This is a genomic window from Bradyrhizobium oligotrophicum (assembly GCF_051168495.1).
Classification (GTDB): Bacteria; Pseudomonadota; Alphaproteobacteria; order Rhizobiales; family Xanthobacteraceae; genus Bradyrhizobium; species Bradyrhizobium oligotrophicum_A.
Genome location: NZ_JBNPVB010000004.1, coordinates 254,991 through 275,613 on the forward strand (window position 1 = coordinate 254,991; position 20,623 = coordinate 275,613).

Here is a 20,623-nt window from a genome sequence, read left to right on the forward strand (position 1 = left end):
ACGTCACGCTGATGTCACGAAGCCGGAGCCTCCGGTTCGGCGGCTCCTTCCGATCCGGACGAGGCCTTGGCCCCCGCATTGGCGGCATCGACCGCGCGGCGCGCGAGCACGCCGATCAGGTGAGCGCGATACTCGGCACTGCCGTGGATGTCGCTGTTGAGGCCTTCGGCCGAGACCGCAATGCCCTCCAGCACCTTCGGCGAGAAGCGCTTCTGCAAGGCCTCCTCGAAGGCGGTCACGCGAAACACGCCATTGCCGCCAGCGCCGGTCACCGCAACGCGCACATCCGACGGACGCCTCGCGACGAACACGCCAACCAGCGCGTAGCGCGAGGCCTGGTTGCGAAACTTCACATAGGCCGCCTTCTTCGCCAGCGGGAAGCTCACCTTGGTGATGATCTCGTCCGGCTCCAGCGCGGTCGTGAACAGCCCAAGGAAGAACTCCTCGGCCTTCAGCTTGCGCTTGTTGGTGACGATGGTTGCGCCGAGCGCGAGGCAGGCCGCCGGATAGTCCGCGGTCGGATCGTTGTTGGCGATCGAGCCGCCGATGGTGCCGCGATGGCGCACCGCGGGATCGCCGATCAAGCTCGCCAAATGTGCCAGCGCAGGAATCGCCTCGCCCACCGTGGCGGAATTGGCCACCTCGGCGTGACGCGCCATGGCGCCAATCACGAGGTTGCGGCCCTTGACCTCGATCGTGTCCAGCCCCTCGACGTGAGAGAGATCGACCAGATGCGGCGGGCTCGCGAGCCGCTGTTTCATGACCGGCACCAGCGTGTGGCCGCCCGCGACCAGCTTGGCGTCCTCGTTCTTGGTGAGGAGATTGGCGGCCTGGCGCACGGTGGCCGGCCGGTGATATTTGAATTCGTACATGGGGGAGATGTCCTGTCCGCGGCGGGCCGACTTAAGCGAGGTCCGACTTCGCCATCGCCTTGGCGCCGGCGGCGATCGACTGCACGATGTTCTGATAGCCGGTACAGCGGCAGAGATTGCCTTCCAGCTCCTCGCGGATGGTCTCGTCGCTGAGTTCGTGGCCCTTGCGGTGGACGAGATCGACCGCGGTCATGATCATGCCGGGCGTGCAGAAGCCGCACTGCAGGCCGTGATGCTCGCGAAACGCCTCCTGCATCGGATGCAGCGGCGCGCCGTCGGCCGCCAGGCCCTCGATCGTCCGGACCTCGTGGCCGTCGGCCATCACGGCCAGGGTCGTGCAGGACTTGACCGCCTTGCCGTCGAGATGGACGACGCAGGCGCCGCATTGCGAGGTGTCGCAGCCGACATGCGTGCCGGTGAGGCGCAGGTTCTCGCGCAGGAACTGCACGAGCAGCGTCCGCGGGTCGACGTTCGCCGTGACGGGACTACCGTTCACAATCATGGAAATCTTGGCCATTCAGAGCTCTCTATTATCCGCGCACAGCGTTGCACTGCAGCGCAGCCCAGCAAAATCGGTCGAAAACCATCATATGGGCGCTCCCGGTGGCGGGCAACCTCATCACCGGCAGCGCATGGGTCCGTTGCGGTCAGCCCCGCTCCATCGGACTTGCCTGATCAGCCCTGCACGGCCTTGGCGAAGTTCGCGAAGAATTCGTCGGCGAGCTTCTTGGCGGTGCCGTTGATCAGCCGCTGACCGAGCTGCGCCAGCTTGCCGCCGATCTGCGCCTCGACATTGTAAGTCAGCAGCGTACCGCCGTCCTTCTCCGCCAGCGCGACGACCGCGCCACCCTTGGCGAATCCGGCCACGCCGCCCTCGCCTTCGCCGGAGATCTTGTAGCCGTTCGGCGGATCGAGATCGCTCAAGGTGACCTTGCCCTTGAAGCGCGCCGAGACCGGTCCGACCTTCATCTTGGCGACGGCACGCAGGCCGCCATCCTCGGTCCTCTCCAGTTCCTCGCAGCCGGGAATGCACGCCTTGAGCACCTCCGGATCATTCAGCTTGGCCCAGACCGACTCTCGCGGAGCCGCCAGCTGGACCTCGCCCGTCATCGTCATTGCCATGTGCATCTCCCCCGGATTTGGCGCGGTTAGAGGCCTTCAAGTAAAGCACCGAACGCCCAAAAGAAAGGGCGAGCAATGCCAGGAAGCGTTGCAGAAAAGCGGGAGCACCGCAGCATTGCGGGTCCCGCCGCCGTCGGGTTTTGATTGGCAGACGGCGGCGGCAGTGGTTAGTTCGCCATCAAATCTGCACGATTCCTCCGGCGGGTACTGCCGCCTGCGACAAGGATTCCGCCCATGCCGATGATCGATGCCGACGGCTGCCTGTTGAACGTCACCGTCGAGGGCCGCGACGGCGGGCCGACCCTGATGCTGTCGAACTCGCTCGGCTCCACCCTGCAGATGTGGGAGCCGCAGATGCGCGCCTTCACGCAGGTATTTCGCGTCATCCGCTACGATCGCCGCGGCCATGGCAAGTCGCAGGTCCCCCCCGGCCCCTACTCCATCGAGCGATTCGGCCGCGATGCCCTGGCCATCCTGGACGATCTGAACATCGAGAAGGTGCACTGGTGCGGGGTCTCGATGGGCGGCATGGTCGGCCAGTGGCTCGCCGCTCACGCGCCCGCGCGGGTCGGCAAGATCGTGCTCGCCAATACCACCTGCCACTATCCCGATCCGGCGATCTGGGAGGCGCGGATCAAGGCGGTCAAGGACGGCGGCCTCGCTGCCGTCGCCGACACGGTCATCGCCGGCTGGCTGACGCAGGAGTTCCGCGACCGCAATCCTGATATCGCCGACCGCATGAAGGCGATGCTGCTGGCGACCCCGGTCGAAGGCTATCTCGCCTGCTGCGAGGCCTTGAGCAGGCTCGATCTGCGCGACGATCTCCAGACCATCACGAGCCCGACGCTGGTCGTCGCCGGCCGCTACGACAAGTCGACACCGATCTCGATGGCGGAAGCGATTCGCAGCCGCATCCCCGGGGCCAGCATGACGATCGTCGACGCCGCGCACATCTCGAACGTCGAAGCGGCAGGCCCATTCAATGATGCCGTGCTCGGCTTTCTGACCCAGCGCTGATCACGTGCTGAGCTGCGCCGACCGCTCCACATTCAAGGTCGGCACGGTGGACTGAGCCGGAGAGCCGACCGGCGTCGCCGGCTTCTCCACCAGCATGACGATGGCCGTCCCCAGCAGCATCAGCAGCTCGGTCGCGTGCAGACGCAGCGCCTGCGTCTCCCCGACCTTCGCGGCCATGATCATGCTGACGAAGGTGAGCATGCTGCCGAGGCCGAGTCCGATCGACAGCGCCTCGACATAGCCCGCCACCCTTCGCACCCGCGGCACCAGGATCAGCACCAGAAACATGGCGAAGAAGCCTGCGACCGTCAGCCGCGCCAGCGCCAGCAGCCAGGCGGCACGGACCGTCTCGATCCCCGACAGCTGCAGGTGATCGCTGATGAACAGCGCCAGGGCGACGTTGGGCCGCGCGAACAGCCCCTGGATCGGCGACACCATGATCTGGAAGGCGACGGCCGTCCAGGCGGGCACGAAATAGAGCGCCAGCAGCACACCGTTGAAGCAGCTCAGCCGCCAGTTCCTGATCACGCATTTCTTGATCATGTCACGCCCGCCTCTGCATCCCGCGCTCGTCCGGCGGGTTCCAGACGTGCTAACGCGCGGCAAATACACCGGGCAATTTAAACCCTTTGTTTACCTTAACGGCCGTGGCCGCGACCGGCTATGGCGCTTCCTGTAGCCCGCATGAGCGCCAGCCGAGGCGAAGGCGAGATGCGGGGTCTAACGCGTTGCAGGCCGAACCGTGGTCCTGACAGAACGTCACCACAACCGATGCGGGAACGTTTGTCCGAGCGCAGTTGCGAGCCGTGTTCCCCGGTGGCATTTCGATGTCTGCGATCCGGCGCCAGCGCGGCGAGGGAACCGCGCCATGAAAGCAGGCGGGATAAGCCCGCAATTGTGGCACTGCACTCTGTTGCGGCACCCGGTTCCTAGCTGTTAGTACTTGAGCACGCGTCGCCTCGGGCGCGGGTCTGAGGTCCAGGCATACCAGCACCCGCTCCGCAGGCCCCCGCCGCGTTGCGAACGAGTTTCGCAGTCAACCGGTTTCGAAGTCCCAGTTCGGCAGTCCCCAATCACGGCAGTCCATGGATTATTTTGCGCAGCAGCTCATCAACGGCCTCGTTCTGGGCTCGATCTACGGCCTGATCGCCATCGGTTACACCATGGTCTACGGCATCGTCGGCATGATCAACTTCGCTCATGGCGACGTCTTCATGATCGGCGGCTTCATCGCGCTGATCTCGTTCCTGATCCTGGTGTCGATCGGGCTGACCGCAGTTCCGGTCATCCTGCTGATCGTGCTGCTGGTGGCGATGGCCATCACTGCGCTCTATGGCTGGACCATCGAGCGCATCGCCTATCGTCCGCTGCGCCATTCCTTCCGGCTGGCCCCGATGCTGTCGGCGATCGGCATGTCGTTCGTGCTGACGAACTTTTCGCAGGTGTCGCAGGGCGCGCGCGTCAAGCCGGTGCCGCCGATCATCACCGGCGGCTATACCCTGCACGAGGGCGCGAGCGGCTTCGTAGTCCAGCTCTCCAACGTCCAGATCGTGGTGGTGATCACCACCATCGTGCTGCTCGCGCTATTCACGTGGCTGGTGTCGCGCACGCGGCTCGGCCGTGACATGCGGGCCTGCGAGCAGGACCAGACCATGGCAGCGCTGCTCGGCGTCGACGTCGACCGCACCATCTCGATGACCTTCGTGATCGGCGCCGCGCTCGCGGCCGTCGCCGGCATGATGTACCTGCTGTACTACGGCCTGGTCGATTTCTTCATGGGCTTCGTCGCTGGCATCAAGGCGTTCACGGCCGCAGTCCTCGGCGGCATCGGCTCGCTGCCGGGCGCCATGCTCGGCGGCCTTGCGATCGGCCTGATCGAGACGTTCTGGTCGGCCTATTTCTCCGTCGAGTACAAGGATGTCGCGGCGTTCTCGATCCTCATCGTGGTGTTGATCTTCCTGCCCACCGGCCTGCTCGGCCGGCCGGAAGTCGAAAAAGTCTGACGATGGAGCCCGTGTGAGCGCGTCCCTTCCAGCCTCTTCGCCCGCCCCTTCGCATGGCTCCGAACCGGTCGGAGCCGTCTTCATCCTCAAGAAGGCCTTCCTCAGCGCGCTGGTCGCGCTCGGCCTGTTCTCGCTGATGGTCGGCGTCCGCACCGAAGCCGGCCAGAGCGGCCAGCTCGAATACTGGACCCGCTTCGGCGAGCTCGCCAGCCTGGTCGGCGCGGTGTTCGTCGGCTCGATCGTGGTCGAGCTGCTGCGACTGTGGCTGGGTCCGCGCGGCGGCCTCGGCAGTTTCGTTCCGCAATCGGTCAATAGCGGACTATCGGTGGCCGGCCGCTACGTCGCGCCGGCGCTGCTGATCTTCACCTTCCTCGTGCCGGTGATCTTCTACAATCAGCGCTACATTCTCGACCTCGGCATCCTCGTCCTCACCTATGTGATGCTGGGCTGGGGCCTCAACGTCGTGGTCGGTCTGGCCGGCCTGCTCGACCTCGGCTACGTCGCCTTCTACGCGGTCGGGGCCTATTCCTACGGATTGCTCTCGACCACCTTCGGCCTGTCGTTCTGGGTCTGCCTGCCGCTCGCCGGCATTCTCGCCGCATTCTGGGGCGTGCTGCTCGGCTTTCCCGTGCTGCGGCTGCGCGGCGACTATCTCGCCATCGTGACGCTCGCCTTCGGCGAGATCATCCGTCTCGTGCTGATCAACTGGCAGGAGGTGACCGGCGGTCCCAACGGCGTTTCCGGCATTCCGCGCCCGAGCCTGTTCGGCATTCCGTTGACCCCCGGCCCCGACGGCCTCGCGGCTCTGCTCGGCATTCCGTTCTCGCCGACGCACCGCATCGTGTTCCTGTTCTATTTGATCCTGGCGCTGGCGCTGCTCACCAACTGGGTCACCATCCGGCTGCGCCGGCTGCCGATCGGCCGCGCCTGGGAAGCACTGCGCGAGGACGAAGTCGCCTGCCGCGCACTCGGCATCAACACCACGACCACCAAGCTGACGGCGTTCGCGACCGGCGCGATGTTCGGCGGCTTCGCCGGCGCCTTCTTCGCCACGCGCCAGGGCTTCATCAGCCCGGAATCCTTCACCTTCCAGGAGTCGGCGCTCGTACTTGCGATCGTCGTGCTCGGCGGCATGGGATCGCAGCTCGGCGTGGCGCTGGCGGCACTCGCGATGATCGGCGGCTTCGAGCTGTTCAGGAGCCTCGAGGTCTACCGCATGCTGGTGTTCGGTCTCGCCATGGTGCTGGTGATGATCTGGCGGCCGCGCGGCATCGTCGGCCATCGCGCGCCCACCGTGTTTCTCGAAAAGTCCAAGGCCATCTCCTCGGATCTCGTCAAGGAAGGCCACGGATGAACCCGGCTCCGATCCTCTCGGTCGAAAATCTGACCATGCGCTTCGGCGGCATCGTCGCCGTCAACGCGCTGTCGTTCACCGCGGGCCGAAAGCAGATCACGGCGCTGATCGGCCCCAACGGCGCCGGCAAGACCACCGTGTTCAACTGCATCACCGGCTTCTACAAGCCGACCTCGGGCGTCATCCGGCTGACGCATGACGACGGCACGCAGTTCGAGATGCAGAAGCTGAAGGACTTCAACATCTCCAAGCAGGCCAAGGTCGCGCGCACGTTCCAGAACATCCGGCTGTTTCCGGGCATGACGGCGCTGGAGAACCTGATGGTTGCGCAGCACAACGCGCTGATGCGGGCCTCGGGCTTCACCCTGCTCGGCCTGCTCGGCGTGCCCTCCTGGCGCGCCGCCGAGCAGGGTTCGATCGACAACGCGATCTTCTGGCTGAAGCGCGTCGGGCTGCTCGACCGCGCCGACGATGCGGCCGGCAATCTCGCTTATGGCGATCAGCGGCGGCTCGAGATCGCGCGCGCGATGTGCACACAGCCTGCCCTGCTCTGCCTCGACGAGCCGGCTGCGGGTCTCAACGCACGCGAGAGCGGCGCGCTCAGCGAGCTCTTGCTGTCGATCCGTTCCGACCACGGCACGTCGATTCTCCTGATCGAGCACGACATGAGCGTGGTGATGGAAATCTCCGACCGGATTGCGGTGATGGACTACGGGGTCAAGATCGCAGAGGGTACGCCGCGCGAAATCCGCGACGATCCCAAGGTCATCGCCGCCTATCTCGGCACGGATGAAGAAGAAGCCGCCGCCGTGATGGAGGCCGAGGCGTGAGCGCGTCCCTCCTCGAGATCCAAAATCTGCGCGCCTCCTACGGCAAGATCGAGGCGCTGAAGGGCGTCGACCTGGACATCAAGGCCGGCGAGATCGTCGCGCTGATCGGCGCCAACGGCGCCGGCAAGTCGACCCTGATGATGTCGATCTTCGGCCGTCCGCGCCCAAGTTCCGGCCGCATCGTCTATGACGGTCACGACATCACCCAGGTGCCGACGCATCAGATCGCCCGGCTGCGCATCGCCCAGTCGCCGGAGGGACGCCGGATCTTTCCGCGCATGAGCGTGGCCGAAAACCTGCAGATGGGCGCCGATGCCGGCGAGACCACCGACGCCGATCGCGCCGAGACCCTGGCGCGCGTATTTGCGCTGTTCCCGCGGCTGAAGGAGCGCATCGACCAGCGCGGCGGCACCCTGTCCGGCGGCGAGCAGCAGATGCTGGCGATCGGGCGCGCGCTGATGAGCCGGCCCCGGCTGCTGCTGCTCGATGAGCCGTCGCTCGGCCTCGCGCCGCTGATCGCCCGCCAGATCTTCGATGCCATTCGCACGCTCAACCGGCAGGATGGGCTGACCGTCCTGATCGTGGAGCAGAACGCCAATCATGCGCTGAAGCTCGCTCATCGCGGCTACGTGCTGGTCAACGGCCTGATCACGCTGTCCGGCAGCGGCACCGAACTGCTGCAGCGGCCTGAGATCCGCGCCGCCTATCTGGAGGGCGGGCGGCACTGAGGCCGCCGCCGATCCCGGCCGGATTGGTCTTAGTCCTTCGTCGGCGGGACAAAAAAGGCCGGTGACTTCGGCGGAAAATCAGCCACAATGCCGACGGTCTGCGGCCCGCCGTCCGGGCCGTTCCGTGTCGACCTACCCCGCGAGGATTTCTCATGAAACCACTCAAATTCATCGGTCTGGCTCTGGGCGCCACGCTTGCGCTCTCGACCGCCGCTTACGCCGAAGACATCACCATCGCCGTGGCCGGCCCGATGACCGGCGGCGAGTCGGCCTTCGGCCGCCAGATGCAGAACGGCGCCGAGATGGCGGTCGCCGATCTCAATGCTGCAGGCGGCGTGCTCGGCAAGAAGCTCGCCCTGCAGGTGGGCGACGACGCCTGCGATCCCAAGCAGGCGCGCTCGGTCGCCGAGAAGCTCGCCGGCTCCGGCATTCCGTTCGTCGCCGGCCATTTCTGCTCGTCGTCGTCGATCCCGGCCTCCGAGGCCTATGCCGACAGCAACGTGCTTCAGATCACCCCGGCCTCGACCAACCCGCTGTTCACCGAGCGCAAGCTCTGGAACGTCGCCCGCGTCTGCGGCCGTGACGATCAGCAGGGCCTCGTCGCCGCCAACTACATCGCGAAGAACTTCAAGGGCAAGAACATCGCGATCCTCAACGACAAGACCACCTACGGCAAGGGTCTCGCCGACGAGACCAAGAAGGCGCTCAACAAGGCCGGCGTCACCGAGAAGATGTTCGAGTCGTACAACAAGGGCGACAAGGACTTCAACGCGATCGTGTCGCGCCTGAAGCGTGAGAACATCGACCTCGTCTATGTCGGCGGCTATCATCAGGAAGCCGGCCTGATCCTGCGCCAGATGCGCGACCAGGGCCTCAAGACCATCCTGATGGCGGGCGACGCCATGAACGACAAGGAATTCGCCTCGATCACCGGTCCGGCCGCGGAAGGCACGCTGTTCACCTTCGGCCCCGAGCCGCGCAACAAGCCGACGGCGAAGGCGATCGTCGACAAGTTCAAGGCCAAGAACATCGATCCCGAAGGCTACACGCTCTACACCTACGCTGCGATCCAGGTCTGGTCGCAGGCCGTCAAGAAGGCCAACACCACCGACGCCAAGAAGGTGATGGACGTCATCAAGGCCGGCGAGTGGGACACCGTTCTCGGCAAGCTCGGCTTCGACGCCAAGGGCGACATCAAGCAGATCGACTACGTCGTCTACAAGTGGGACGCCAAGGGCGCCTACGCCGAGCTCGGCGGCAAGGGGTCCTGATCAGCACCGCTGATTGATCACCAACGAATGCAAACGCCCCGGTCCAGGACCGGGGCGTTCTGCTGAAGACCTTCGACTGCCGCGTTCCTCGGGATCCTCTCGTCAAATCCTGTCGCAGCACCGCCTCGTCCTCGCCCCACACGCCATCCGACCGAGGCGAGGCAAGCCGGCGAAACCACTTAGCTCGCGCAGACCGAGAGCTGCGCAGCGCTCTTGTCCTTGACAGCCGCGCGCGCGGACTCGACCGCCTGCATCAATTCCGCCGGTCGGAACGGCTTCTGAAGGTAAACGACGCGGGTCAGTTCGTCCGACATCGCGGCGCCGTCGAACGCGCTCATACCGGAGACGGCCACGACCGGAATATTGGGAACCAGCGCACGCATGCCGGCGACCAGATCGAGACCGTTGGAATCGTCCAGATAGATGTCGACGATCACGGCGTCGAACGTCTGGTCGCGGAACAACTGCAGTCCGGCCGCAGCGGTTCCCGCCTCGACCACATCGAACTGATTGACACGCAGCACCATGCTGATCATGGCACGGACGTCCTTCTGATCGTCGACAACGAGAATCCGTGGCATCGATTTCTCCAGAAATTTGTCGTTGGACAGCCTACAACATAAAAAGAAATCAGACACAACTACGGGTATATTTATCCCGGTTGCGGTAAAGGTGCCGTTACTCCAAACTACGACTCATCCGACAGGACGATTCAGACTGGTAATATACAACCAAGATTAGAGTACTATAGTTTTTCTCGCAATGGTTGCATAAGTGCCGGCTTCAGCACGTCGATCCCGGTGCGCAGGACCTTGGAGATGCAAATCATCGAGGACACGAGCGAAGTTCTTCTGTCGACGTCCGTCGCAACCCGTCGGGACCAATTCGTAGCACTGATCGCGGTTGGCGTCTCAGCCCTGCTCTTTGCCGCCGTGGCGCCCTTCGCGAAGGTCCAGCTGCCGGCGACGCCGGCGTTCATCGCGAGCTACCAGTCTGCGCTGGCGCTGAATGATTTGATCACCGCCTTTCTGCTGTTTTCTCAGTTCGTATTGCTGCGCTCGCGGGCGCTGCTGTGGCTTGCCTCCGGCTACCTGTTCACCGCGCCGGCCGCCTTGCTGCATACGCTGGTGTTTCCCGGGCTCTATTCACCGACCGGACTGATCGGCGCCGGACCGCAGAGCGCGGTCTGGATCTACATGATCTGGCATAGTGTGTTCCCGCTGGCGGCCATGGCCTATGCGCTGGACCGAGGCGGCCGGCCCACCCCTGCCGACTCGGTCACGGCGTCGCTGTCGCTCGCCATTCTCGGCGTCGTGATCGTGCTGGCGGCATTGGTCTGGGCCGTGATCGCGCATGACGCGACGCTGCCCGCGCTCGTCCGCAACGGCGCGGCGACGACGGCATTGAAGATCGTGGTGGGCGGAATCTGGTGCCTGACCGCGGCCGCCCTCCTCCTCCTGGTGTGGCGGCGACCGCACAGCGTCCTCGACCTCTGGGTCATGGTGGTGCTATGCGCCTGGCTGTTCGATCTCTCGCTGTCCTCGCTGCTCAATGCCACGAGGTTCGATTTCGGCTACTACGCCGGCCGGATCTACGGCCTGCTGGCGGCGAGCTTCGTGCTCGGCGTCCTCCTGGCCGACAATGTCGGCCTGCAGAGACGCCTGTCGCGCCTGCTGCAACAGCAGCGCCGGCAGAACGAAAGCGAGCGGGCGCGCGTCATCGCGCGCGAACGTCTGTTCAGCGCGGTCGTGGAATCCTCCAACGACGCGATCATCACGTTGACCCTGCACGGCAAGATCACGTCCTGGAACCGGGCCGCCGAGCAGCTGTTCGGATATCGCGCCGACGAAGCGTTGGGCAACGACATCGGCCTGATCGTTCCCGCCGAGCGGCGCAGCGAGGTCGATCGCATCCTCGGCCGGATCGGCGAGGGCGAGAAGATCGAGCATCACGAGACGGTCGGGCGGCACAAGGACGGTCACCCCATCGAAGTGTCGGTCGGCGTGTCACCGATCCTCGACGCACGCGGCGCCGTCATCGGCGCCTCGAAAGTCGCACGCGACATTACCGAGAGCAAGCGCACCAGCAATGCCCTGACCCGGGAGACCGAGGAGCGGCGGCGTATCTTCGAGACCTCCCAGGACCTGATCCTGGTCGCCGATTCCCGCGGTAATTTGATGCAGGTGAGCCCGAGCGCGCGGGTCATCCTCGGCTATGAACCCGAGGAAATGATCGGCCGCAACGCCGCCGATTTCGTCTATCCGCCGGAGCTCGAGTCCGTCCGTATCCAGATGCGCGATTGCCGCCGCGGCCGTGATATCCACAATTTCGAGGCGCAGCTGCTGCACAAGGCGGGCCGCGGCGTCGTGCTGAACTGGATGGCGAGCTGGTCGGAGCCGGTGCAGCGCCATTTCTTCGTCGGCCGCGACCTTACGGAGAAGCTCGCTGCCGAGGCGCAGTTCCGCCAGGCGCAGAAGATGGAGGCGGTCGGACAGCTCACCGGCGGCGTCGCCCACGACTTCAACAACATCCTCACCGTCATCACCGGCAGCATCGGCATTCTCGCCGACGCGGTCTCCGAACAGCCGGAGCTCGCCTCGATCGCCAAGCTCATCGACGATTCCGCCGACCGCGGCGCCGAGCTCACGCGGCAATTGCTGGCTTTCGCCCGCAAGCAGCCGCTGCAGCCCACAGATATCGACGTCAACGCGCTGATCAACGAGACCGCCGCGCTGTTGCGCCCGACGCTCGGCGAGCACATCGAGATCGAGCGCGTTCTCAGCACGGATCCCTGCACCGCGCTGGCGGATCCGAACCAGCTCGCCACCGCGATCGTCAATCTCGGGCTCAATGCGCGCGATGCGATGCCGCAAGGCGGCAAGCTGACGCTGGAGACCGCGAATGTCGCGCTCGACCAGGACTATGCCAACGCCAACAGCGAGGTCGCGGTCGGCGACTACGTGATGATTGCCGTGAGCGATACCGGCTGCGGCATCCCGCCCGCCTATCTCGACAAGGTGTTCGATCCGTTCTTTTCGACCAAGGGCGTCGGCAAGGGCACGGGGCTCGGCCTCAGCATGGTGTTCGGCTTCGTCAAGCAGTCTGGCGGCCACATCAAGATCTACAGCGAAGTCGGCCATGGCACCTCGCTCAAGCTGTATCTGCCGCGCTCGACCTCGGCGCCCGCCGCAGCCGCCGATCAGCACATCCCGGACGTGAGCGGCGGTGACGAGACGATCCTGATCGTCGAGGACGATCCGCTGGTGCGCCAGCACGCCGTCACCCAGGTTGCGAGCCTCGGCTACACCACCCTGGCCGCGGCCAACGCCGCCGAGGCGCTCGAGATGCTGGACCGCCGTCCGGAGATCGATCTGCTGTTCACCGACGTGATCATGCCCGGCGGCATGAACGGCCGGCAGCTCGCCGACGCCGCCCGCGCCCGGCGGCCGTCGCTGAAGATGCTGTTCACGTCAGGCTACACCGAGAACGCCATCGTGCATCACGGCCGCCTCGACGCCGGTGTGCTGCTGCTGGCCAAGCCCTACCGCAAGCCCGACCTCGCCCGCATGATCCGTATCGCGCTGGAAGCGTGAGGCAGGCTGCTGCATTGAGCCGGCGCCCCGGCTGGGCTATCCGTCGGCCAACGTCACCATCACGCGAGCATGATCTTGCAAAACCTCCTCACCGATATCGCGGGCGTGCGCGTCGGCCACGCCGATGACGCGGCGCTCGCCTCCGGCGTCACCGCGATCCTGTTCGATCAGCCGGCGGTGGCGGCGATCGACATCCGCGGCGGTGGCCCCGGTGTGCGCGAGGATGCGCTGCTCGATCCCGTCAACACGGTGGAACGGATCGACGCCATCGCCCTGTCAGGCGGCTCGGCGTTCGGCCTGGAGGCCGCCACCGGTATCCAGGCGTGGCTGGCGGAGCAAGGCCGCGGCTTCGCCGTCCGCGACGCCCTGATCCCGATCGTGCCCGGTGCGATCGTGTTCGACCTCCTGAACGGCGGCAACAAGGCCTGGGGCCGCTATGCGCCCTATCGCGAGCTCGGCTATGCGGCGGCCGCCGCGGCCGGGACCACGTTCGCGCTCGGCAGCGTCGGCGCCGGGCTCGGCGCCACCACGGCCAACCTGCAGGGCGGGCTGGGCTCGGCCGCGGCGACGACACCGGGCGGCATCAAGGTCGCGGCGATCGCGGTGGTGAATGCGGTCGGCAGCGTCACCGTCGGCGAAGGACCCTGGTTCTGGGCCGCACCCTACGAGTTGGACGGGGAGTTCGGCGGCCGCGGCCTGCCGCCCGCGTTCACGCCGGACATGCTGGCGATGCGCATCAAGGGCGGGCCGGCCGCGTCGAGCTCGGAGAACACGACGATCACCCTGGTCGTGACCGATGCCATCCTCACCAAGGCGCAGGCCAAGCGGCTCGCCATGATGGCGCAGACCGGCATGGCGCGCGCGATCTACCCGGTACATCTGCCGCTCGACGGCGACATCGTGTTCGCGGCCGCGACCTGCGCCAAGCCGATCGAGCCGCTGGTCGAACTCAGCGAACTCGGGATGGTTGCTGCCAACGTGCTGGCCCGCGCGATCGCCCGCGGCGTCTATCATGCGCGACGGCTGCCGTTCGAAGGCGCCCTGCCGTCCTGGCAGGACCGTTTCGGCGGTTGAGCTTACGCGCTCACGGCGGTCGTGGGCGAGTTCGATTGCGGCAACTTCGGCTGATGCTGCATCAGCTTCTCGATCAGATTGTAGGACGAGGCCGCCGCGTTCGACGCCGTGGTGGCCGCCGGCGTGAACAGGGTCATCTTGGAGCCGTCGGCATAGGTGATCGTGGTCGTCGTCGAGCCGTCGCTGTTGGTCGACGAAGAGCTCGACGCGCCCGACAGCGCCTGCATCAGCGCGTCTGCCCCTGCGCCTGATGAGTTGCCCGAGCCGTTGCTTCCGCCTGCTTCCTGATGATGGTGATGGCCGCGACGGCCGCGCGCCCCCTGCAATGCCGATGACAGTTCGTCCAGGCTGACATTGCCGTCACTGTTGCCGTCGAGCTTGCCGAACACCTTGTCGGCATTGGCGAGGTTGGTGCCGCCGGCGCCGAGCGCCGTCTCGAATTCGGACTTGGTGATCTTGCCGTTGCCATCGCCGTCGATCTGCGAGAACAGGTCCTGCAGCGGATTGGTCGAGGCGTTCGCGCTGGTCGACGTGCCCGACTGGCTCTGCGCCGCGAGCAGCGCGCTCATCGTCTCCGGCGCGATCTGCCCCGATCCGCTGGTGCCGGAGCTCGACCAGGGGCTGAAATTGCCCGAGCTGCTCGAACCGCTGCTGCCCAGGCTGAACAAGCCGCCGCCGGAATTGCCGGCCTTGCCGGAACCGGACTTCGTGGATCCAAGCGACTGCAGGGCTTCCAGGGCCGACGAGGCGGCCCCCAATGCAAACCACATGGCGAAACTCCGAGGTGGTGGCCGCAACGCGCGGCGAAACAATGTCGAAGCTTTCCATCGCAATCCCCGTGCCAGGGCCAAATCGCTGATATGTCCCAATATTTCGCGATGTTGCCGGCGCGGGAACCCGGCACTTCATGCCGCGCCCGGCAGATTTTTCCCGCTCGCGTTGCCGCAACCGCGCCTGCATGATACGGCGACATCCCCGCTCGCACTGGAACAGCCGCCCATGACCCAGTCCTTCACGCCGCGTCCGCTCGTCATTGCGCCATCGATCCTGGCGTCGGATTTCTCCAAGCTCGGCGAAGAGGTCCGTGCCGTCGACGCCGCCGGCGCCGACTGGATCCATCTCGACGTGATGGACGGCCATTTCGTGCCGAACATTTCCTACGGGCCGGATGTCATCAAGGCGCTCCGCCCGCACACGACCAAGATCTTCGACGCGCATCTGATGATCACGCCGTGCGATCCCTATCTCGAAGCGTTCGCCAAGGCCGGCTGCGACCATATTACCGTTCACGCCGAGGCCGGCCCGCATCTGCATCGGTCGCTGCAGGCGATCCGCGCACTCGGCAAGAAGGCCGGGGTCTCGCTCAATCCGTCGACGCCCCTCAACGTCATCGAATACGTGCTCGACCTGGTCGACCTCGTGCTGATCATGTCGGTCAATCCCGGCTTCGGCGGCCAGGCCTTCATCCCCTCGGCGATCGGCAAGATCCAGGATCTGCGCGCGATGACCGCGGGCCGCCCGATCGACATCGAGGTCGACGGCGGCGTCGGACCCGATGTCGCCGGCCCTCTGGCTGCGGCCGGAGTCAATGCCTTCGTTGCAGGCTCGGCCGTGTTCAAGGGCGGTACGCTGGAGGCCTATCGCACCAACATATCGGCGATCCGCAGCAAGGCGGCGTCGGCGCGCGGCGAAGCGATCTGAGGCGCGCGAATGCGCACGCTCACGCCGCAGCCGCTGACGAAAGCGGCCTTCGCTGCTTTCGGCGACGTCGTCGAGACCGACGGCGCGCTGCCGGTCGAGATCAACCAGGGCTTCGCCCGCCGCTGCAACGGCCTCGCTGCCATCGACGTGACCTCGGGCGGCGTCGATGTCAATGTCAGCCTGTTCGACGCGAAACCGCGGCCGATGCCGATCGAGATCAGGCTGATGGAGCGGCATCCGCTCGGCAGCCAGCTGTTCATGCCGCTGCAGGACCGGCCCTGGCTGGTCGTGGTGTGCGACGACCCGCGCGAACCGGCCAGCTATCACGCCTTCCATGCGAGCGGACGCCAGGGCGTGAACTACGCCCGCAACGTCTGGCACCATCCGCTGCTGGTGTTCGACGAGGCCTCGCGCTTCATGGTCGTCGACCGCATGAGCCCCGACAATCTCGAGGAGCTGTGGCTGGACGAGCCGCTGTATCTGAGCATCCCCTGAATGGTGGCGCGCGGCGATGACGATTGCGCGCAGGAGAGACGATGATGGACAAGCCGAACTACTTCGTGCCGCAGGGCGGCCACCCGCCGCAGACCGATCTTCTCACTGGGCGCGCCGTGTTCACCGAGGCCTATGCCGTCATCCCCAAGGGCGTGATGCGCGACATCGTGACCTCGGCGCTGCCGTTCTGGGACAAGACGCGGACCTGGGTGATCGCGCGTCCCCTGTCGGGCTTTGCCGAGACGTTCTCGCAATACATCGTCGAGGTCTCGCCGGGCGGCGGCAGCACCCAGCCCGAGCCCGACCCGGACGCCGAGGGCGTGCTGTTCGTCGTCGGCGGCGAGATCGCGCTGACCCTTGCCGGCACCTCGCATCGCCTGGGCAACGGCGGCTACGCCTTCCTCCCGCCGGGCTGCAAATGGACGCTGACGAACGACGGTGCGGCGCCCGCCACCTTCCACTGGATTCGCAAGGCTTACGAAGCCGTTCCCGGCATCCCGATCCCAGAGGCCTTCGTCACCAACGAGGCGACGATCGCGCCCGTCGGGATGCCCGGCACCGAGAGCCGCTGGGCGACCACGCGCTTCGTCGATCCGCTCGACGTCCGCTACGACATGCACGTCAACGTCGTGACCTTCGAGCCCGGCGCGGTGATCCCGTTCCTGGAGACGCATGTGATGGAGCACGGGCTCTACGTGCTCGAAGGCAAGGCGGTCTACAAGCTCAACCGCGACTGGGTCGAGGTCGAGGCCGGCGACTTCATGTGGCTGCGTTCGTTCTGCCCGCAGGCCTGCTACGCCGGCGGCCCCGGCCGCTTCCGCTATCTGCTCTACAAGGACGCCAACCGTCACATGAAGCTGCGGCCGTTCCGGTGAGGTGAGCGAAACTCTTCCTACCATCGCGGACGAACCTCCGGTGGGAAGAGATTTCGTTGGCGTTTGGGCCCTGCCGATTCTCGCAGGCCCCCGCATGCCTTGACGCGCTGCTCGACCGCGTCGCGATGGCGCTGCGCGATGTCGGCCAGCAACGTCGTTGAAACGCCGCACGACTCGCGGTGCTTGCGCGCGTAGCGCTCGATGTCCGCCCACGCGGCCGAGAACCGAACGTATGCATGGCAACGGTCCGGCCCTGACAGCTCCGTGATCCTGGTCCAAGCCGCGCCGGCTTCCGCTTGAAGCTGCGTCAGTTCCGGGCACTGCTCCTGCGACCTCGCAGGCGCACTCGCACACAGCGCGACCAACATGAGTATCCGGCCTTGGTCGAACAACAAGGTTCCCCTCCCTCACCTTAAGGCCGGATGCCAGCGCAGGCGGAAACGGTCCGGGCCAGGGTCTTCGCTGTGCGCCCAGCTTTGTCATGCGTTCTCCAATGGATCCTATCACGCCCCCTGATACTCCACCTCCTCGGCCGTACCGCGGTCGAGCACGGCCTTTGCTTTGGCGTGGTCGAGGTCGTTCTCCCACGCGGCAACCACGACGGTGGCGACGCAGTTGCCGATCAGATTGCCGACGGCGCGCGCGATGCCGACGAACCAGTCCACCGACAACACGAGAACGAGGCCGATCGCAGGAATTGCCGGCACCGCGCCGAGCGTGGCCGCCAGGATGACGATCGCCGAGCCCGGCACACCATGCGCGCCCTTCGACGTGATCAGTGACACGCCGAGCACCAGCAGCAGGTCGCTCACCGACAGCGGCGTGTTGGTGGCCTGGGCGATGAACACCACGGCGAGCGTCAGATAGATCGAGAACGCATCGAGGTTGAACGAGTAGCCGGTCGGGATGACGAGGCCGACGACCTCCTGCTTGACACCCATCGCCTCGAGCTTGCGCATGATCTGCGGCAGCACGGAGTCGGACGACGCCGTCGCCAGCACGATCAGCAGCTCCTCCTTCAGGTAGCGCAGGAACTTGAACAGGCTGAGGCCGGCGATACGCATGACCAGACCGAGCGCGATGACCACGAACAGCGCGACCGAGACGTAGAACAGCACGACCAGCGCCAGCAATTGCTTGAGCGAGCCGACGCCGTATTTGCCGACGGTGAAGCCGATGGCACCGAGCACGCCGAGCGGCGCCACCCGCACGATCAGGCCCATCGCCTTGAACAGCACCTTGGCGACGGCATCGATCAGGTTGACCACGGGCTTGCCGGGCTCGCCGACCAGCGCCAGGCTCACGCCGAAGATCACCGCGAAGAACAGCACCTGCAGCACGTCGTTGCGGGCGAAAGCATCGAACGCGGTCGGCGGAATGATGTTGAGGATGAAGCCGCCGAAGCCGCCGCCCTGCAGCTTGTGGGCGTTGTCGGCGAAGCTCGCGAGCTGCTTGGCGTCCAGCTTGGACACGTCGATGTTCATGCCGTGGCCGGGGCCGAATAGCAGCGCCAGCACAAGGCCAAAGGCCAGCGCGATCGTGGTCATGCCCTCGAAATAGACCAGCGACTTGACGCCGACGCGGCCGACCTTCCTGAGGTCGCCGGCGCTGGCGATGCCATGCACGACGACGCAGAACACGATCGGCGCCACCACCATGGCGATCAGGCGCAGGAAAGCGTCGCTGAAGAATTTCAGGCCCTGCGCGGTCTCCGGCGCCAGCACGCCGATCAGGATGCCTATCACCAGCGCGGCCACGACCTGAAAGAACAGCGAGCCGAACAGGCGGCCCTTCGGCGCGGCCGTTCCCGCCATGCTCACATCCGTTGCCGCCATCGCACGTTCCCCTCGTCAAACGAAACTGACGCGCCCGCGCGCGTCATAATGTCACTGTGGCGGCGGAATGCTTGAAAGGCAACCGCAGTCGCGCCTCAAAATGAGGCCTGTGCTGCTGTTTCGATCGTCATGCTTGAAAGGTGAAGCAATGAGGTGTGTTGCTCCTCACATTGCGCCTCGGGAGCGCTGAGAGTTGCCACGGCTTGCGCGGGCGGCCACGCATGACACCGGCGTAGGGTGGGCAAAGGCGCATGGCGAGATATCGGTTTGTACCGCAATCGTGCGCGCCGTGCCCACCATCCTGCTGATGAGTTCGCCGTGCGACGGTGGGCACGCTGCCGCCTGCGGCGGCGCTTTGCCCACCCTACGAGACCAAGGGCAACGCGGCAGCTTCATCCTCCTGACACCGCCTTGGTTGGCACACCGTCGTCTTCGTCGCTCGCCTGCCGCGCGGCCGCGCGGGTCCGGACTACGGTGACCGTGCAACTGGCCTCCGCTGCGACTTTGGCCGAGACGCTGCCGAGCAGCGAGCGCAGCACCGAGTCGCGGCGGGCGCCGATGATGATGTGGTCGACCTGGTTGACCTCGGCGAATTCGACGAGAGCCGCAGCCGGATCGACCGCTTCGAGCACATGCACCGTCAGCCGGCTGGCATCGAGCTTGAGCGGTGTCGCCCAGTGCTTCAACGCGACCATGCGGTCGATGTGCTTGTTGTTGCCCTCCTCATCCAGCGTGCGGTCGATGGTGAGACGGCCGAGCTTCAGGACATTGACGCAGGCGAGGCGCGCCGACGGCAGCGTGGCGAGGATGCGCTGCGCGGTGACGCGCAGCGCGCCGTTGAGCTCCTCGCCGCCCTCGGACGTATCAATCGCGACCGCCACGATCGGGCTGGAGGCAATCTGCACCGCGACGTCGGATGATTTCTGTTCCGGCTGTACCAGGCCGCGGTTGAAGCGGCGGCGCCACACCGTCGTGATCGGATCGCGCTTGACCTTCTCCGCGCGCGCCGTGAGCTTGACCTGGTCGGGATGGCCGAGATCGAAGGCGAGCTGCGACGCGGTCGGATAGCGCCACACCGGTTCGATCTCCAGGCAGCGCAGCACGATCTCCTGCAGCCACGGCGGATAGTCCGGCTTCAATTGCCGCGGCGGATAGGAATCGCGCCACAGCCGCCGGCGCATGCCGCGCAGGGTTTCGGTCTCGCCGAACGGCCGCACGCCGGTGGTGAAAAAATACAGCAGCACGCCGAGCGAAAAGATGTCGCTGCGCGGGTCGCTGCGCGTGCCCATCATGCGCTCGGGCGCCATATAGGGCGCGGTGCCGTAAGGCAGGCGAAATTCCTCCTGCAGCAGATCCGGCAGATGCTTGTGGCAGGACAGGCCGTAGTCGATCAGCACCGCCTCCCCCGAGGGACGGAACATGATGCTCGACGGCTTGATGTCGTGGTGGATGACGTGCTGCCGATGAATGTCGGCCAGCGCGGTCGCGATCTTCGCGACCAGCACGCGCGCCTCCTCATACTCCAGCGGCAGCTCCGGCAGCCGCTTGTACAGCGTCTCGCCCGGAATCTGCTCGATCACCACATAGGCCTGGGTGGCGAAATCGCCGGTGCCGAAACAGGCCGGCGCGTGCGGCCCCGACAGCTTCGGCAGGATCATCTGCTCCATCTCGAAACTGACGATCGCCGCGGGGTCCTCGCCCTCCGAGACGCGCGGCACTTTCATCAGGACGGGCCGGTCGATGTCGGGACGCGTGACGCTCCACAACGTCGCCATGCCGCCGGAATGCACGCATTCGCCGACCGTGAAACCGTCGATGACCACGCCCGGCCGAAGCTTCGATCTCGCCATGCT

The 20,623-nt window shown here is 65.8% G+C and carries 19 protein-coding genes; 11 read left to right on the forward strand and 8 right to left on the reverse strand.

Annotation, left to right across the window (positions count from 1 at the left end; translation table 11 throughout):
• Positions 1-14 precede the first annotated feature (14 nt).
• The 3 genes from ACQR1B_RS10525 to ACQR1B_RS10535 all read right to left on the reverse strand — a co-directional run bounded on the left by ACQR1B_RS10525 (position 15) and on the right by ACQR1B_RS10535 (position 1,994).
• Complete coding sequence (locus ACQR1B_RS10525) at positions 15-872, reverse strand: FAD binding domain-containing protein (protein ID WP_434831001.1); 858 nt, start codon at positions 870-872, stop codon at positions 15-17.
• A 31-nt stretch (positions 873-903) separates the two neighbouring features.
• A complete protein-coding gene (locus ACQR1B_RS10530; RefSeq protein ID WP_434831000.1) occupies positions 904-1,389 on the reverse strand; it encodes a (2Fe-2S)-binding protein in 486 nt (161 codons plus the stop codon).
• A 158-nt stretch (positions 1,390-1,547) separates the two neighbouring features.
• Entirely contained in the window at positions 1,548-1,994 is a 447-nt protein-coding gene (locus ACQR1B_RS10535; protein WP_434830999.1) for an SRPBCC family protein, read from the reverse strand.
• 234 nt (positions 1,995-2,228) lie between these two features.
• Here ACQR1B_RS10535 and pcaD point away from each other — a divergent pair, with 234 nt between their 5' ends.
• Positions 2,229-3,011 carry a 3-oxoadipate enol-lactonase gene (gene pcaD / locus ACQR1B_RS10540; RefSeq protein WP_434830998.1) on the forward strand — a complete coding sequence of 261 codons (783 nt, stop codon included), beginning with the start codon at positions 2,229-2,231 and terminating at the stop codon, positions 3,009-3,011.
• Here the strand turns inward: pcaD and ACQR1B_RS10545 are convergent, their stop codons facing one another.
• A complete protein-coding gene (locus tag ACQR1B_RS10545; RefSeq protein ID WP_434830997.1) occupies positions 3,012-3,554 on the reverse strand; it encodes a hypothetical protein in 543 nt (180 codons plus the stop codon). It abuts the gene before it with no gap.
• A gap of 542 nt (positions 3,555-4,096) precedes the next feature.
• Between ACQR1B_RS10545 and ACQR1B_RS10550 the strand changes: the two genes are divergently transcribed.
• From ACQR1B_RS10550 to ACQR1B_RS10570, 5 genes are all read left to right on the forward strand, one after another.
• Positions 4,097-5,014, forward strand: coding sequence for an ABC transporter permease subunit (locus tag ACQR1B_RS10550; protein WP_434830996.1), 918 nt, complete (start codon positions 4,097-4,099; stop codon positions 5,012-5,014).
• A gap of 13 nt (positions 5,015-5,027) precedes the next feature.
• Positions 5,028-6,368, forward strand: a complete 1,341-nt coding sequence (livM, locus tag ACQR1B_RS10555; RefSeq protein WP_434830995.1) for a high-affinity branched-chain amino acid ABC transporter permease LivM — start codon at positions 5,028-5,030, stop codon at positions 6,366-6,368.
• Positions 6,365-7,198 carry an ABC transporter ATP-binding protein gene (locus ACQR1B_RS10560; protein ID WP_434830994.1) on the forward strand — a complete coding sequence of 278 codons (834 nt, stop codon included), beginning with the start codon at positions 6,365-6,367 and terminating at the stop codon, positions 7,196-7,198. Before livM ends, ACQR1B_RS10560 begins: the two co-directional genes overlap by 4 nt.
• Positions 7,195-7,926, forward strand: coding sequence for an ABC transporter ATP-binding protein (locus tag ACQR1B_RS10565; protein WP_434830993.1), 732 nt, complete (start codon positions 7,195-7,197; stop codon positions 7,924-7,926). The genes ACQR1B_RS10560 and ACQR1B_RS10565 overlap by 4 nt, the downstream gene beginning before the upstream one ends.
• A gap of 152 nt (positions 7,927-8,078) precedes the next feature.
• Entirely contained in the window at positions 8,079-9,197 is a 1,119-nt protein-coding gene (locus ACQR1B_RS10570; RefSeq protein WP_434830992.1) for a branched-chain amino acid ABC transporter substrate-binding protein, read from the forward strand.
• 179 nt (positions 9,198-9,376) lie between these two features.
• Here ACQR1B_RS10570 and ACQR1B_RS10575 read toward each other — a convergent pair whose 3' ends face one another.
• Entirely contained in the window at positions 9,377-9,778 is a 402-nt protein-coding gene (locus ACQR1B_RS10575; protein ID WP_434830991.1) for a response regulator, read from the reverse strand.
• A 237-nt stretch (positions 9,779-10,015) separates the two neighbouring features.
• On the opposite strand from ACQR1B_RS10575, the gene ACQR1B_RS10580 reads away from it, so the two are divergent.
• Positions 10,016-12,790 carry a PAS domain S-box protein gene (locus tag ACQR1B_RS10580; RefSeq protein ID WP_434830990.1) on the forward strand — a complete coding sequence of 925 codons (2,775 nt, stop codon included), beginning with the start codon at positions 10,016-10,018 and terminating at the stop codon, positions 12,788-12,790.
• 75 nt (positions 12,791-12,865) lie between these two features.
• The gene (locus ACQR1B_RS10585) at positions 12,866-13,864 is read left to right on the forward strand and encodes a P1 family peptidase (protein WP_434830989.1); all 999 of its coding nucleotides are present in this window, start codon (positions 12,866-12,868) and stop codon (positions 13,862-13,864) included.
• Between the two features lie 2 nt (positions 13,865-13,866).
• On the opposite strand, the gene ACQR1B_RS10590 is transcribed toward ACQR1B_RS10585, so the two are convergent.
• Positions 13,867-14,634: an EF-hand domain-containing protein gene (locus tag ACQR1B_RS10590; protein WP_434830988.1), complete on the reverse strand. Its 768-nt coding sequence runs from the start codon at positions 14,632-14,634 to the stop codon at positions 13,867-13,869.
• A 229-nt stretch (positions 14,635-14,863) separates the two neighbouring features.
• Here ACQR1B_RS10590 and rpe point away from each other — a divergent pair, with 229 nt between their 5' ends.
• From rpe to ACQR1B_RS10605, 3 genes are read left to right on the forward strand one after another with little or no spacing between them, the layout of a single operon-like run.
• A complete protein-coding gene (rpe, locus tag ACQR1B_RS10595) occupies positions 14,864-15,565 on the forward strand; it encodes a ribulose-phosphate 3-epimerase (RefSeq protein WP_434830987.1) in 702 nt (233 codons plus the stop codon).
• Between the two features lie 9 nt (positions 15,566-15,574).
• Entirely contained in the window at positions 15,575-16,060 is a 486-nt protein-coding gene (locus tag ACQR1B_RS10600) for an ureidoglycolate lyase (RefSeq protein WP_434830986.1), read from the forward strand.
• A 44-nt stretch (positions 16,061-16,104) separates the two neighbouring features.
• Positions 16,105-16,935, forward strand: coding sequence for a bifunctional allantoicase/(S)-ureidoglycine aminohydrolase (locus tag ACQR1B_RS10605; protein WP_434831207.1), 831 nt, complete (start codon positions 16,105-16,107; stop codon positions 16,933-16,935).
• Positions 16,936-17,438: 503 nt separating this feature from the next.
• On the opposite strand, the gene ACQR1B_RS10610 is transcribed toward ACQR1B_RS10605, so the two are convergent.
• Entirely contained in the window at positions 17,439-18,770 is a 1,332-nt protein-coding gene (locus tag ACQR1B_RS10610) for a dicarboxylate/amino acid:cation symporter (protein ID WP_434830985.1), read from the reverse strand.
• Between the two features lie 392 nt (positions 18,771-19,162).
• Positions 19,163-20,620, reverse strand: coding sequence for a serine/threonine protein kinase (locus ACQR1B_RS10615; RefSeq protein ID WP_434830984.1), 1,458 nt, complete (start codon positions 20,618-20,620; stop codon positions 19,163-19,165).
• Between the last annotated feature and the right edge of the window lie 3 nt (positions 20,621-20,623).

Bases quoted from the DNA above. Each gene is read 5' to 3' on its own strand.
- ACQR1B_RS10580 (WP_434830990.1), top strand. From the start codon at position 10,016: ATGCAAATCATCGAGGACACGAGCGAAGTTCTTCTGTCGACGTCCGTC.
- rpe (WP_434830987.1), top strand. From the start codon at position 14,864: ATGACCCAGTCCTTCACGCCGCGTCCGCTCGTCATTGCGCCATCGATC.
- ACQR1B_RS10525 (WP_434831001.1), bottom strand. From the start codon at position 872: ATGTACGAATTCAAATATCACCGGCCGGCCACCGTGCGCCAGGCCGCC.
- ACQR1B_RS10610 (WP_434830985.1), bottom strand. From the start codon at position 18,770: ATGGCGGCAACGGATGTGAGCATGGCGGGAACGGCCGCGCCGAAGGGC.
- ACQR1B_RS10560 (WP_434830994.1), top strand. From the start codon at position 6,365: ATGAACCCGGCTCCGATCCTCTCGGTCGAAAATCTGACCATGCGCTTC.
- ACQR1B_RS10575 (WP_434830991.1), bottom strand. From the start codon at position 9,778: ATGCCACGGATTCTCGTTGTCGACGATCAGAAGGACGTCCGTGCCATG.
- ACQR1B_RS10550 (WP_434830996.1), top strand. From the start codon at position 4,097: ATGGATTATTTTGCGCAGCAGCTCATCAACGGCCTCGTTCTGGGCTCG.
- ACQR1B_RS10600 (WP_434830986.1), top strand. From the start codon at position 15,575: ATGCGCACGCTCACGCCGCAGCCGCTGACGAAAGCGGCCTTCGCTGCT.
- pcaD (WP_434830998.1), top strand. From the start codon at position 2,229: ATGCCGATGATCGATGCCGACGGCTGCCTGTTGAACGTCACCGTCGAG.
- ACQR1B_RS10530 (WP_434831000.1), bottom strand. From the start codon at position 1,389: ATGGCCAAGATTTCCATGATTGTGAACGGTAGTCCCGTCACGGCGAAC.
- ACQR1B_RS10615 (WP_434830984.1), bottom strand. From the start codon at position 20,620: ATGGCGAGATCGAAGCTTCGGCCGGGCGTGGTCATCGACGGTTTCACG.
- ACQR1B_RS10570 (WP_434830992.1), top strand. From the start codon at position 8,079: ATGAAACCACTCAAATTCATCGGTCTGGCTCTGGGCGCCACGCTTGCG.
- ACQR1B_RS10590 (WP_434830988.1), bottom strand. From the start codon at position 14,634: ATGTGGTTTGCATTGGGGGCCGCCTCGTCGGCCCTGGAAGCCCTGCAG.
- ACQR1B_RS10605 (WP_434831207.1), top strand. From the start codon at position 16,105: ATGGACAAGCCGAACTACTTCGTGCCGCAGGGCGGCCACCCGCCGCAG.
- ACQR1B_RS10535 (WP_434830999.1), bottom strand. From the start codon at position 1,994: ATGGCAATGACGATGACGGGCGAGGTCCAGCTGGCGGCTCCGCGAGAG.
- ACQR1B_RS10545 (WP_434830997.1), bottom strand. From the start codon at position 3,554: ATGATCAAGAAATGCGTGATCAGGAACTGGCGGCTGAGCTGCTTCAAC.